The organism is Promicromonospora sp. NPDC019610 (genome assembly GCF_044389365.1).
Taxonomy (GTDB): domain Bacteria; phylum Actinomycetota; class Actinomycetes; order Actinomycetales; family Cellulomonadaceae; genus Promicromonospora.
Map to the genome: position 1 here is coordinate 1,607,188 of NZ_JBIRXX010000001.1, position 12,917 is coordinate 1,620,104.

Annotated in this window: 11 protein-coding genes; 8 read left to right on the forward strand and 3 right to left on the reverse strand. The window is 71.5% G+C overall.

The window, feature by feature from the left end; translation table 11 throughout:
* Positions 1-144 precede the first annotated feature (144 nt).
* Positions 145-1,857: a DUF1349 domain-containing protein gene (locus tag ACH45N_RS07190; RefSeq protein WP_397392525.1), complete on the reverse strand. Its 1,713-nt coding sequence runs from the start codon at positions 1,855-1,857 to the stop codon at positions 145-147.
* 284 nt (positions 1,858-2,141) lie between these two features.
* On the opposite strand from ACH45N_RS07190, the gene ACH45N_RS07195 reads away from it, so the two are divergent.
* The 7 genes from ACH45N_RS07195 to ACH45N_RS07225 all read left to right on the forward strand — a co-directional run bounded on the left by ACH45N_RS07195 (position 2,142) and on the right by ACH45N_RS07225 (position 10,956).
* Positions 2,142-3,257, forward strand: coding sequence for a LacI family DNA-binding transcriptional regulator (locus ACH45N_RS07195; RefSeq protein ID WP_397392527.1), 1,116 nt, complete (start codon positions 2,142-2,144; stop codon positions 3,255-3,257).
* Complete coding sequence (locus ACH45N_RS07200; RefSeq protein ID WP_397392529.1) at positions 3,254-4,876, forward strand: FAD-dependent oxidoreductase; 1,623 nt, start codon at positions 3,254-3,256, stop codon at positions 4,874-4,876. The genes ACH45N_RS07195 and ACH45N_RS07200 overlap by 4 nt, the downstream gene beginning before the upstream one ends.
* Before the next feature lie 66 nt (positions 4,877-4,942).
* The gene (locus ACH45N_RS07205) at positions 4,943-6,256 is read left to right on the forward strand and encodes an ABC transporter substrate-binding protein (RefSeq protein ID WP_397392531.1); all 1,314 of its coding nucleotides are present in this window, start codon (positions 4,943-4,945) and stop codon (positions 6,254-6,256) included.
* Between the two features lie 2 nt (positions 6,257-6,258).
* Positions 6,259-7,149, forward strand: coding sequence for a carbohydrate ABC transporter permease (locus ACH45N_RS07210; protein WP_397392533.1), 891 nt, complete (start codon positions 6,259-6,261; stop codon positions 7,147-7,149).
* Positions 7,139-8,107, forward strand: coding sequence for a carbohydrate ABC transporter permease (locus ACH45N_RS07215; protein ID WP_397392535.1), 969 nt, complete (start codon positions 7,139-7,141; stop codon positions 8,105-8,107). The genes ACH45N_RS07210 and ACH45N_RS07215 overlap by 11 nt, the downstream gene beginning before the upstream one ends.
* Positions 8,108-8,282: 175 nt before the next feature.
* Entirely contained in the window at positions 8,283-10,124 is a 1,842-nt protein-coding gene (locus ACH45N_RS07220) for a BCCT family transporter (RefSeq protein ID WP_397392537.1), read from the forward strand.
* Between the two features lie 43 nt (positions 10,125-10,167).
* On the forward strand, positions 10,168-10,956 hold the full coding sequence (locus ACH45N_RS07225) for a GNAT family N-acetyltransferase (RefSeq protein ID WP_397392539.1): 789 nt from the start codon (positions 10,168-10,170) through the stop codon (positions 10,954-10,956).
* A 3-nt stretch (positions 10,957-10,959) separates the two neighbouring features.
* Here ACH45N_RS07225 and ACH45N_RS07230 read toward each other — a convergent pair whose 3' ends face one another.
* Both ACH45N_RS07230 and ACH45N_RS07235 read right to left on the reverse strand, forming a co-directional pair.
* Positions 10,960-11,490, reverse strand: a complete 531-nt coding sequence (locus ACH45N_RS07230) for a GNAT family N-acetyltransferase (RefSeq protein ID WP_397392541.1) — start codon at positions 11,488-11,490, stop codon at positions 10,960-10,962.
* A 9-nt stretch (positions 11,491-11,499) separates the two neighbouring features.
* Positions 11,500-12,135: a histone deacetylase gene (locus ACH45N_RS07235; protein ID WP_397392543.1), complete on the reverse strand. Its 636-nt coding sequence runs from the start codon at positions 12,133-12,135 to the stop codon at positions 11,500-11,502.
* A gap of 164 nt (positions 12,136-12,299) precedes the next feature.
* On the opposite strand from ACH45N_RS07235, the gene ACH45N_RS07240 reads away from it, so the two are divergent.
* Positions 12,300-12,743, forward strand: a complete 444-nt coding sequence (locus tag ACH45N_RS07240) for a cold-shock protein (protein WP_397392545.1) — start codon at positions 12,300-12,302, stop codon at positions 12,741-12,743.
* Positions 12,744-12,917: the final 174 nt, after the last annotated feature.

Below are 12,917 nucleotides of genomic sequence, written 5' to 3' on the forward strand. Positions count from 1 at the left end.
CTATGTTGACGCTCATCAATATAGCTGGCCGGGGGTCGCGACCGGAAGTGGGAGAACCTGGCGATCTTCGACGGTGCACTCACCGACGACGACGCCCCCTGATCACCGCCCTGGACCACCCGGCCCCGGCAGCGCCGCACCACCTCACCCGCAGGCGGCCAGCTCCTCCTCGTCCGGCGTGAACCGGATCCAGTCGAAGGCCGCCGTGAGCTCGGGCGTCGCCGCCGGCCCGCGGTACGCGAACGGCCCGACGTCGGTCGCGGCGAGCTGTCCGGCCGGGGTGGCGCGCCCGAGGTTGACGAACGTCGCGCCATCCACGCTGTACGAGGCCGTGAGCCACTCGCCGTGGTGCGTGATCCGCAGCCACACGGTGTCGCCCGTCTCGGGCGGGGCGAGAGCGGAGTCCTCCGCCGTCCAGGAGTTGTTCCGGTCCACCCCGTTGTTGCGCCACACGAAGTCGAACCGCTTGCCCGCGTCGACGTGCGAGATGTCGATGCGCACCGAGTTGGCGTCGTCGCGCCGCACGATCAGGCCGGCCTGCTGGAAGTTGACCTGCGGATCCAGCGTGACCTGGGTCGTCACCTCCCAGGGCGTCTCCGGCACCGGCTGCAGCACCAGCGGGGCCGACGTCGAGTTACCGGTGTACGTCGGGATGCGCCACGCGCCGTCGGCCACGACGGAGCGGTCCAGGGCGCCCCGCACCGACGTCGACCACAGGGTGCGGTCGAGCGCATCGCCGTCCAGCTCGTCGGAGCCCGCGCCCGTGCACTGCGCGTACATCGGGTCGTCCGGCCGGGTGTTCAGCGGGTCCCGGACGCCGTCCGGGTCGAGCACCGCGTGCCCGATCGTCGTGTGCGACCGCTCGCCGTACTCGTAGACCAGGTGCGTCCGGCCGCGGTCGGTGACGATCTGCGGGGACGACGCCCGACCGGCCTCGGGCGGCGCCGGGCGCGGGACGAACAGCGGCTCCGGCTCGCCGACGTCGGTCAGGGTCCGGTCCACCTGGCGCGCGAAGATCGTGCCGACCGTGGAGCCGTAGACGATGTAGTCCTGGCCCTTCCAACGCCACAGGTCGGCGGCCGACACGTTCGTACCCTCCGCCGGTCCCGGCGTCACGATCGGCTCGGGCTCGACCCGCCAGTCCTTGCCGTCCCGCGAGTACGCCAGGTTGATGTGCCGCACGTTCGTGTCGTAGTTGGTCATGAACAGCATCGCCCAGCGGTCGCGGGACGAGCGGTCCGGGTTGGGGAAGACCCGCGCGTACGACGTCTCGGTGGCGTGCCGGCCGGGCTGGGCGGCGTCGACCATCTCGGTGGTGACCGCCTCGTCGCCGTAGTCGAAGGTGACGCCGTCGGTCGAGGTCGCGTAGCGGGTCACCGTGTTGTCGCCGTGGAAGTACAGGTACATCTTGCGCTCGGCGGCGTTCCACACGGCGTCGGGGGAGGAGACGTGCGGCACGTCGTAGATGCCCTCCCACTGGTTGGCGACCACCGGGCTGCCCTCGTACTGGGTCCACGGTCCGTCGAGGGAGTCGGCGTACATCAGGTTGATGCCGCCCGGGTCGTCGTGCGGCGCGTAGTAGACGTACCACTCGCCCAGCGGGTCGCTCAGGTGCGCCCCGGCGTGGAACACGGACGGGAAGATGAACTCCTGGTTGGGGTTGTGCGGGAGCGTGTCGTCGAGCGGGTCGACGATCGCGCCGGTCGAGGTGAAGACCGGCAGCGCGGCCCCGGGCGCCCCGGGTGCGCCATGACCCGGTGGCGCGGCGGTCGCCGCCTGCGTCACGCCCGGGATCAGCGCGACCACGAGGGCGAGGGCGGCGCCGGCGAGGGCTCGGCGCGCGGTGGGAACAGCCATGATGCGTACTCCTTCGTCGCAGTTCCATGACGTCGTGTGTCACGACCCGCGCCAGCCTTCGGGCGCACCGGACCGGCGGTCAAGGGAGGTAATCAAGCTCAGCAACGCGGCCGCTGATAATGCGCCACATCCGGCGCCGACGGCGGTCCGGGCGCGGTTTCCGGGCCCGGCGCCCTCGTCGGGCGGGTTGCTAATAATGCGCATCATCAGATTGACCGCGCGCTCGGCGGCCCGTGAGACTCCCGGGGTCAACGATGACCCGACCGGGCGTTCGAGGAGGAGCCGTGCCACGTCGTCGCATCACCCAGACGGACGTCGCCGCCATGGCGGGCGTCAGCCAGGCCACCGTCTCGTTCGTGCTCAACGGCAGCACGCCGGCCGGCGTGCGGATCAGCGAGGAGACCCGTCAGCGCGTCCTGGACGCCATCCGCATCACCGGCTACACCGCCAACCCGGCCGCGCAGCGCCTCGCGGGCGGGCTCGCCCAGATCCTCGGCGTCTTCACCTACGAGGCCACGTTCCCGCGGGCCAGCCGCGACTTCTACGGGCCGTTCCTGACCGGGATCGAGCACGCCGCCGAGCGGCTGGGCGTCGACATCCTGCTGTTCACCAGCGCGCCCGTGGCGGACGGGCGCCGCCGGCTCACCCGGGACGGCTGGCAGCGGCTCGGCGTGGCCGACGGCTGCCTGCTGCTCGGGCAGCACGAGCACCGCGGTGAGCTGCAGCACCTGCTCGACACCAACTACCCGTTCGTCTTCATCGGCAAGCGCGGCAGCGACGGGGGCCGGCTGCCCTACGTGGGCGCCGACTACGTGGGCGGCACCGTGCGGCAGATCGACCGTCTGGTCGCCCACGGCCACCAGCGCATCGGCTACGTGGGGATGCGCGGCACCGACCAGCCCACGCTCGACCGCGTCGAGGGCTACCGCACCGCGATGAAGACCCACGGGCTCACCACCCGGTTCGTCGAGCTGGAGGACGTCGCCGCGACCGCGGCCGAGATCGTCGACCAGCGCTTCACCGCCGTCGTCGTGGCCCCGGAGAACCATCCCGAGGAGCTCGCCGACGAGCTCGAACGGCGCGGACGGCGCGTGCCCGACGACGTCTCGGTGCTGCTGCTCGGGCAGCCGCACCACCCGCGGCGCGGCGGCCGGCAGTGGTCCGGCTTCTCCGTGCCCCGCGAGGAGATGGGCGCCCGCGCGCTCTACCTCCTCTCACGCCTCGTGTCCGACGACGAGCCACGGCGGGAGCGCGACACCCGGCGGCCCGCCGCCGTGACGGACGCCGAGCTGCACCAGGTCCTCGTGTGCCCGGACGTGGAGGGCGCCACCGTCGCGCCGTCGCCGGGCGCGCGCACCAGCCCCCGAACCGCAACTCATGACAGGACGGACCCCGCGTGACCCCTCAAGACCTGCAGACCGACGTGCTCGTGGTGGGCGCGGGGCTCGGCGGCATCGCCGCCGCGCTGGCCGCCGCCGACCGGGGCGCGAGCGTCGTCCTCACGGAGGAGCATCCGTGGATCGGCGGCCAGCTCACGTCGCAGGCCGTGCCGCCGGACGAGCACCCCTGGGTGGAGCGGTTCGGCGTGACGGCCCGCTACCGCGCGCTGCGCGACGGGATCCGCGACGTCTACCGGCGGCGCTACCCGCTGACCGACGGGGCGCGGGACCGGGCGGAGCTCAACCCGGGGGCCGGGTGGGTTTCCAAGCTGTGCCACGAGCCGCGGGTCGCCGTGGGCGTGCTGGAGGAGATGCTCGCCCCGTACCGCTCGTCCGGCCGCATCCGGCTGCTGGAGCGCGTCCGCCCGACGTCGGCCACCACCGACGGCGACCGGGTCACCTCGGTGACGCTCCGCTCCGTCGTGGACGGCGCGGACGTGACGGTCGGCGCGGCCTACACGATCGATGCGACCGAGACCGGCGAGCTCCTGCCGCTGACCGGCACGGAGTACGTCACCGGGTTCGAGTCGCGGCACGAGACGGGGGAGCCCAGCGCCCCGGACGAGGCCCAGCCGGACAACGTCCAGGCCCTGAGCGTGTGCTTCGTCGTCGAGCACACGGACGGCGACCACACGATCGACAAGCCCGAGCGCTACGACTTCTGGCGTGCCTACGCGCCCGCCGCCTGGGGCGGCGAGCAGCTCCTGTCGTGGACGGCGCCCAACCCGCGCACGCTCGCGCTGGAGAAGCGGTCGTTCACCCCCAACCCGGGCGACGACCCCCTTGCCGTGGACGCCGACCAGTCGAAGAACGCCGGCGACGGCAACCTGTGGCTGTTCCGGCGCATCGCCGCGCGCGACCTGCACGCCCCGGGCTTCTACGCCAGCGACCTCTGCCTGGTGAACTGGCCGAGCATCGACTACTTCCTGGGCCATGTCCTGGACGTGCCGCGCGACGTCGAGGAGGCACGGATCGCGGACGCCCGGCAGCTCAGCCTGTCGATGCTCTACTGGATGCAGACCGAGGCGCCGCGCGCCGACGGCGGCACGGGGTTCCCGGGCCTGCGCCTGCGCCCCGACGTCATGGGCAACCCGGACGGGCTGGCCCAGGCCGCGTACCACCGCGAGTCCCGCCGCATCAAGGCGGTTACGACCGTCACCGAGAACGACGTCTCCTACGCCGTGCGCGGCGACCGGGGCGCCACCCGGTACGCGGACTCGGTCGGCGTGGGCATGTACCGCATCGACCTGCACCCCTCCACGGGCGGCGACACGTACATCGACGTGCCGTCCACCCCGTTCGAGATCCCGCTCGGCGCCCTGCTGCCGCGGCGTACGACCAACCTGCTCGCCGGCAACAAGAACATCGGCACCACGCACATCACGAACGGGTGCTACCGGCTGCACCCGGTCGAGTGGAACGTCGGCGAGGCCGCCGGCCACCTGGCCGCGCACTGCCTCGCCACCGGCCGCACCCCGCACGCGGTCCAGTCCGAGCCGGACCTGCTCGCCGACTACCAGGGCGAGCTCGTCGCCTCCGGCGTCGAGCTGCGCTGGCCGGCCGAGGCCCACCCGTACTGACGCCGTCGACGCTCAGCCGTACGGCGCCCACCCTCATTGCCGCACCCCCCGTTCAAAGGAGAACTGATGTCTGCACTGCACCCCCGGACCCGCAGGACGGCGGGAACCGCCGCCGTCCTCGGGACGGCCCTGGCCCTGTCCGCCTGCGCGGGCGGTAACGACGCGCCCGTCGGCGAGCCCGAGACCCCGTCCGAGCCGGTCGACCTGCGGATGACCGTCTGGACGGCGGACGAGACCCAGCTCGACCTCTTCCAGTCCATCGCGGACGCCTACGTGGCCGACAACCCGGAGCTGGTCTCCGGCGTGACGTTCGAGACCATCCCGTTCGAGGACTACACGACGGCGCTGACCACGCAGCTCGCGGGCGGCAACGCACCTGACCTGGCGTGGGTCTTCGAGAGCAACGCCCCGGAGTTCGTGGCCAGCGGCGCGCTCGTGGACCTGGCCCCGGTGCTCGAGGGCACCGAGGGTTACGCGTACGACGACCTGGTGCCCAGCGCCCTGTCGCTGTGGCAGGACGGCGACGGGCTGTACGCCTACCCGTTCTCCAACAGCCCGTTCGCGATGTTCGTCAACACCGACCAGATCGAGGCGGCGGGCCAGCCCAACCCGGTCGACCTGGTCGAGGACGGCGAGTGGACCTTCGACGCCGCCCGGGACATCGCCGCGGCGACGGCGGCGGACTCCGGCAAGCAGGGCCTAGTGGTGCGGGACTTCGACTACCAGGCGTGGGAGAACCTGGCCACGGTGTGGGCCGGGTGGAAGGCGGCCCCGTGGAGCGCGGACGGGACCCAGTGCACGTTCACGGAGCCCGAGATGGTCGACGCCATGACCTGGTTCCACGACGCCGTGTTCACCGACGGCGCCCTGCCGACGCCGGGCACCACCGCCGACTTCTTCGCCGGTGACGCCGCGATGACGATCACCCAGATCAGCCGGGCGTCGTCGCTCGACGACTCCTTCCACTGGGACATCGTGCCCATGCCCGAGGGGCCGGCCGGCCGGCAGAACGTCGTGGGCCAGGCCGGGGTAGGGGTCTTCGCCGCGGGCGAGCACCCGGACGTCGCCGCCGACTTCCTCGCGTACTTCACCAACCCGGAGAACGCCGAGCAGCTCGCGGCTTACTTCCCGCCGCCCCGCCAGTCCCTGCTCAACGGGGACAGCCTGGCCGCCGCCAACCCGAAGCTCACCGCCGACCAGCTCGAGGCCGTGGTCGTCGAGGGTGTCGAGGACGCGGTGACCAAGCCCGCGCACAAGAACTTCGCCAAGCTGTCGGAGACGGTGCGCGCCGAGCTCGACGCGCTCTGGGTCGAGGACGCCGACGTCGAGGCCGTCCTGACCGACACCTGCGCGGCGATCACGCCGCTGCTGGAGGACTGACCGTGGCAACGGCGTCAGCGGCGGTGCGCCGCGACTGGCTCGTCGGGTACACCATGGTCGCCCCGGTGGTGCTGGGGTCTCTCGCCTTCGTCGTCCTGCCGCTCGGCATGGTGGTCTGGTACTCCCTGCACGAGTGGAACGTCCTGGCGAACACGTTCACGTTCGTCGGGGCGGAGAACTACCAGCGCATGGCGTCCGACCCCGGGCTGACGGACGCGCTGCTCGCGACCGTGTGGTTCTCGATCGGGCTCGTCGTGGTGAACATCGCGCTGGCGCTGTTGCTCGCCGTCCTGCTCAACCAGAAGCTGCCCGGGACCACCACGTTCCGGACGTTCTTCTTCTCGCCGGTCGTCGTCTCGCTGGTCGCCTGGACCATCGTCTGGAGCTTCCTGCTCCAGGCCGACGGCGGCATCAACGGGTTCCTGGAGCAGGTAGGCGTCCAGGGCCCGAACTGGCTGCGGCACCCCACCACGGCCATGATCGCCGTGATCGTCGTCCAGGTGTTCAAGAACGTCGGGCTGAACATGATCCTGTTCCTCGCCGCGCTGCAGGGCGTGCCCGAGGAGCTGCAGGAGGCGGCCCGGCTGGACGGCGCCGGCGCGTGGCGGCGGTTCCGCTCGATCACCCTGCCGCTGATCAGCCCGACGATCCTGCTGGTCTCGATCATCACGATCGTCGGCTCGCTCGAGGTGTTCGCGCAGATCGACGTCCTCACCGGCGGCGGCCCGGGGAACTCGACCACGGTCCTCGTCTACTACCTGTACCAGCAGGCGTTCCGGTTCAACGAGTTCGGCTACGCCAGCGCCCTGGCGGTGCTGCTGTTCCTCATCGTCCTCGTACTGACGCTCCTGCAGTGGCAGTCGCGCAAGAGGTGGGTCTTCCATGAAGTCTGAGGTGAAGTCTGACGTGCAGCCGGACGTGGCGTCCGGCGTGCAGCCGGCCCCGGCGTCCGACGTGCGGCCGGGTCCCGGGCCCGCGCCCGTCGCCCCGGCCCGCCGCCGGGGCCTGGGCGCCCGGGCCCGTGGGCGCCTGACCCGCTGGCTGCTCGTGCTGGTCCTGGCCGTGCTCAGCGTGCCGTTCGTCTTCCCCACCTGGTGGATGGCGACCTCCAGCCTCAAGCCGATGAGCGAGATCCTGCGCCGGGTGCCGACCATCTGGCCCCAGGACCCGTCCCTGGAGGCCTACGGGCGGGTGTTCACGCTGCAGCCGTTCGCGCAGCAGTACTGGAACTCGCTGTACATCGCGGTGCTGGTCACGGTCGGCACCATGCTCGTGGCGGCGATGGCCGGCTACGCGTTCGCGCGGATCCGGTTCCCCGGGGCCAACGCGCTGTTCGTCCTGGTGCTGGTGGGGCTGCTCGTGCCCTCGGAGGTGACGATCGTCCCGCTGTTCCGGATCGTCAACAGCCTCGGGCTCACCAACACGCACTGGCCGCTCGTCGTGATCCCGGTGCTCGGGGCGCCCGCGGTCCTGGCCGTGTTCATCATGCGGCAGTTCTTCCTGGGGCTGCCCACCGAGCTGGAGGAGGCGGGCCGGATCGACGGCCTCGGGCGCTGGGGCGTCTTCTGGCGCATCGCCGTCCCGCTGTCGCGGTCGGCCCTCGGCGCCGTGGCGATCTTCACGTTCCTCAAGTCCTGGAACCTGTACCTCGAACCCATCGTGTACCTGTCGAGCAAGGAGAACTTCACGCTCCCGCAGGCGCTGACGCAGTACGTCGATGCGTACGGCGGCCCGATGTGGAACGTCCAGCTAGCAGCGACGACGCTCACCGTGCTGCCCGTCCTGGCCGTCTTCCTCGTGGCGCAGAAGCAGTTCGTCCAGGGGCTCGCGCACAGCGGCCTCAAGGGCTGACCGACGGCGGCGCGCTCGACGGGCGTGCCGCCGTCCGCCACCCCACCTCGCCGGGTGAAAAGCAGGTGTGATGCTAACGTGAAGCGCTCGGTAAATCGCCGCTTCATGTGTAAAGGAGTCCTGGCCCTCCCGTGTGACCACCCGGCAGACCCGGGCGGAGCGGAGGGCCGTTGTGATGAGTACTTCAGAAACCACCAAGACCCTGCTGGGGCGTGTCCAGCACGCCGCGCGCCGGGTCGAGCGGGCCGCACGCGGCCCGCAGGACCACCGCGTCGGGACCGACCGCATCGTCTTCGGCGTCGCCGGCCTGATCGCGCTCGCGTTCATCGTGTGGGGCTTCGCCAGCCCCGACAGCCTCGGCTCCGTGGCCGACAGCGCGCTGAGCGCCGTCCTGAAGAACTTCGGCTGGCTGTTCGTCACCGCGGCCACCATCTTCACCGTCTTCGTGATCGTCGTGGCGATGGGCAGGTTCGGCAAGATCCCCCTGGGGCAGGACGGCGAGAAGCCCCAGTTCTCCACCCCGTCCTGGATCGCGATGATGTTCGCGACCGGGATGGGCATCGGCCTCATGTTCTACGGCGTGGGCGAGCCCCTGTACTTCTACATGGCGCCCCCGCCCGGCACCGTCGACGGGTCCACCCCCGCCGCCGCGTCCACCGCGATGGGGCAGACCCTGTTCCACTGGACCCTCTACCCCTGGGCGATGTACGCCATCGTGGGCCTCGGCATGGCCTACGGCACCTACCGCCTGGGCCGCGCGCAGCTGTTCAGCTCGATGTTCACCTCGCTGTTCGGCCGCAAGGCCGTCAACGGCGCGGGCGGCCGGGTCATCAACATCCTCGCGATCCTCGCGACCCTCTTCGGCTCCGCCTGCTCCCTGGGCCTCGGCGCCCTGCAGATCGGCGGCGGCATCCAGCACTCGGGCGTCATGGAGTCCGTCGGCACGGCCACGCTCGTGGTCATCATCGCCATCCTGACCTGCCTGTTCGTCCTCTCCGCCGTCTCCGGCATCGAGCGCGGCATCCAGTGGCTGTCCAACGCCAACATGTGGCTCGCGCTCCTGCTCGCGATCATCGTCTTCATCGGCGGACCCACGCTGTTCATCCTCAACGTGCTGCCCGCCTCCCTCGGCGCCTTCGTCGGCGACCTGCCGGAGATGGCCTCGCGGACCGCGGCGTCCGGCGACCAGGCACTCGCCGACTGGATGGGCTCCTGGACCATCTTCTACTGGGCCTGGTGGGTCTCCTGGACGCCGTTCGTCGGCCCGTTCATCGCCCGCATCTCGCGCGGCCGCACGGTGCGCCAGTTCGTCACCGGCGTGCTGCTGGTGCCGTCCATCGTGTCCACGGTGTGGTTCGCGATCTTCGGCGGCGGCGCCATCGGCCTGCAGGAGCGTGCCGAGCAGGCGCAGGACACCGGCGCGGCGCTCGCCGCGATCGGCCAGGGCGGGGCCGACATCAACTTCGACCTCATCTTCTTCCAGATGCTCGGCGCCCTCCCGGTGCCCGGCTGGGTCGGGATCGCGCTGATGATCCTCGCCGTCGTGCTCGTGGCGATCTTCTTCGTCACCGGCGCCGACTCGGCCTCGATCATCATGGGCGGCCTGTCCGAGAACGGCGCCGAGAACCCCACGAAGAAGTCGGTGATCTTCTGGGGTGTGAGCACGGGTGCCGTGGCCGCCGCGATGCTGCTGGCCGGCGGCGACGACCCGGCCGCGGCGCTGAACGGCCTGAAGAACATCACCATCGTCTCGGCGCTGCCGTTCGTCGTGGTGATGCTGGTGCTCTGCGTCGCGCTCTGGAAGGACCTCTCCAGCGACCCGCTCGTCCTGAAACGGGAGCTGGCGGTCCAGGTGCTGGCCGAGACGGTCGACACCGGCGTCGAGAAGCACGACGGCGAGCCGTTCGAGCTCTCCACGTCGGCGTCGGCCCCGGAGGCGGACGCGGACGACACCCCGGCGACCCCGGAGAACGGGGTGCCGCTCGTCGCCGACGGCGGCGCGGTCGTCAAGGACTGATATTCCGTTGCCGGGCTCCGGCCCGGCAACGGAGCATCACCCCATGACCGACACCTCGCGCCTGCTCCAGGCGTACGACGAGCAGCTCCGCACCGACGCCGAGACCCCGAGCGCGATCTCCGTGACCGTCCTCGGGCCGCTGCGGCTGGTCACCTTCCTGGGCGGGCGCGGCTTCGTCACCTACCGCGACCTGGGCGGGGCCGACGAGGCGCGGGTGCAGGAGCTCGTCGAGGGGGCCGTCGCCCACTTCCGGGCCGACGGCGGCATCACGAAGGTCGAGTGGAAGACCCGCGGCCACGACCACGCGCCGGGCCTGCACGAGGCCCTGCTGAAGCACGGGTTCGTCGCCGAGGAGCCCGAGTCGATCATGATCGGCGACGCGGCGGCCCTCGCGGTCGACGTCCCGCTGCCCGACGGCGTCTCCCTGTGCCAGGTCACCGAGGAGCCGGACGTGCGCGCCATGTGCGCCATGCAGGACGAGGTGTTCGGCAGCCCCGTCTCGGACAGGACGGCGAACGCCATCCTGCGCCGGCAGGCGATCGACCCCGAGATGGAGCTGTGGGTCGCGGAGGCCGACGGCCGGATCGTGACCGCGGGACGGCTGGAGCCCGTGCCGGGCACCGACTTCGCCGGGATCTGGGGCGGCAGCACGCGCCCGGAGTGGCGGGGCCAGGGCATCTACCGGGCGCTGACGGCGGCCCGCGCGCGCTCGGCCCTCGCGCGGGGCAAGACCCTGATCCACAGCGACTCGACCGAGTACTCGCGCCCCATCCTGGAGCGCTACGGCTTCCACAGGGTGTCCACCACCACGCCCTACGAGTGGCAGCGCTGAGCGTCAGCCCGCGCGCCGTCGGCCCATGATGTTCGCCGGCTCGGTGACGCCGGCATACCGGAACCCGGGGATCAGGTCCACGAACCCGAGACGGCGGTAGAGCACCTTGGCCCGGTCGGCGGGGTCCGCGGTGGTGGACAGCAGGGTGTGGCGGTGCGGTGTCCGGCCGAGCAGCTGCCGCATCAGTGCGGTCCCGAGGCCCCGCCCCTGGTGCTCCGGCAGGACCTCCAGCTCGTTCAGCTCGAACGCGTCCTCGGCCCACTCGCCGTGCCCGGCACGCTCCAGGGCGGGCCCCACCTGCTGCGGCCACCAGTGGCCGGGCTGGTAGTCGAACCCGTACACGAACCCTACGAGCGCCTCGTCCTCGAAGGCGCCGAGCGTCAGGGCGCCGTCGTACAGCGGCAGGTAGGCGAGCCGGGTGTCCCGGAAGTGGTCGCGCCGCTCGTCGGAGTAGCCGAACGCCCGCTGGAAGACCCCGGCGATCTCGTCCGCGCGCCGGCGCACCTCGGAGGTCTCCAGCGCACGGATCGTCATGTGCGCACGCTAGCGCCGTCGGGTGGCGCCGTCGCGAGGGACGACCGACGCCAGGTAGGTGCGCACGTCGGCGTCGGACCAGCCGTGCGCCTCACGCAGGCCCGTGGCGATCGTCGCGAGGTAGGCGGGGGACGGCGCCGCGTGCGGCCGGCCCGCGTGCCCGTGCGGCGCGGTGAAGGTGAGCATCGGCAGCCCGTCCAGCCGCCCGACGGCGATCAGCGTCTCGTACCGGCCCGGCCCCGCGGTGTGGCGTCGCGCGATCCCCGAGCGGAGCGTGGCCTCCAGCGGATCGTCGAGGACGGGGACGCGGTGCATCTCCTGGGCCGCGATGTCGGCGAGCTGGGCGGTGGTGATCCGGTAGGCGCGGGCCGGCGTCGGGCCCACGGCGTCGTGGTCGTAGAACGCCGTGCCGCCACCCCAGACGGCGGAGTCGCCCGCGAACCAGAGGCGTCCGGGCAGCTCGACCGCCCGGTCCTCGCGCGGCATGGTGCGGTCGCGCGCCCCGGGGTAGCGGCGTCGCGCACCGGGCGGGCACCCGCCCTCGAGGTAGCAGGCGAGCCGGGCCCGGGCCATGTTGGACCCGTAGCTCACGTACCAGACGTCGGTGCTCAGGGGGCTCTCCTCGGGTGCCAGGGTCTCGAACACGGTACGCAACATGCCACCGGCACGGAACCGCGGTGGCCGTCCTGGGCCTGTACGGAGGGTCTCCGGACGGAACGTGCCGGGCACCGTGTACGTTGCCCAGGCGGAGTTGGACAAGCGTCCTAGACTCGAAGACGCAGGGTTTCTCACGAGGTGGAGTGTGTGCCGTGGTTCAAGGCAAGGTCATCAGGTTCGACGAGGTTCGCGGCTATGGTTTTGTTGCCCCGGACACCGGTGGGGACGACGTGTTCATCCACGTCAACGACCTCGAGTTCGACAAGCGCAACCTCGCGGTGGGCGCGGTCGTGGACTTCGCGGTGGAGGACGGCGACCGGGGTCTGAAGGCCTCGACGGTCACGCTGGTGACGCCGGCGCCGGCGATGGCGTCGGCCGCCGTCGGCGCGGGTGCGACCACCACGCCCGTCCCCACCTTTCTCCCGCCCCTGCCTGACGCCGGGTCGCGGCCCGACGGCGAGGGCCCGTCCGAGCGTGAGCTCGCGGTCGAGGTGACCGAGGTGCTGCTCGCCGCGGTGCCGACGCTGACCGCCGAACAGGTGCTCGCGACCCGTGGCGCGTTCGTCGCGGTGGCGCGTTCGCACGGATGGGTGTGAAATTTCACCCGAGGTGTTACCGCCCTGTTTCCGTTCTTGATGCGCGGCGACGATGCCGCTACGGAGCGATATCAGGTCGGTAACGATCAGTTCCGGCAAACGGCGAAGTAGGGCAAACCCTCCCATCGCGTGAGTAGCGTGAGCGGAAACCTTGACGGTGACGGACATCTCACC

Bases quoted from the DNA above. Each gene is read 5' to 3' on its own strand.
- ACH45N_RS07190 (WP_397392525.1), bottom strand. From the start codon at position 1,857: ATGGCTGTTCCCACCGCGCGCCGAGCCCTCGCCGGCGCCGCCCTCGCC.
- ACH45N_RS07205 (WP_397392531.1), top strand. From the start codon at position 4,943: ATGTCTGCACTGCACCCCCGGACCCGCAGGACGGCGGGAACCGCCGCC.
- ACH45N_RS07215 (WP_397392535.1), top strand. From the start codon at position 7,139: ATGAAGTCTGAGGTGAAGTCTGACGTGCAGCCGGACGTGGCGTCCGGC.
- ACH45N_RS07220 (WP_397392537.1), top strand. From the start codon at position 8,283: ATGAGTACTTCAGAAACCACCAAGACCCTGCTGGGGCGTGTCCAGCAC.
- ACH45N_RS07225 (WP_397392539.1), top strand. From the start codon at position 10,168: ATGACCGACACCTCGCGCCTGCTCCAGGCGTACGACGAGCAGCTCCGC.
- ACH45N_RS07230 (WP_397392541.1), bottom strand. From the start codon at position 11,490: ATGACGATCCGTGCGCTGGAGACCTCCGAGGTGCGCCGGCGCGCGGAC.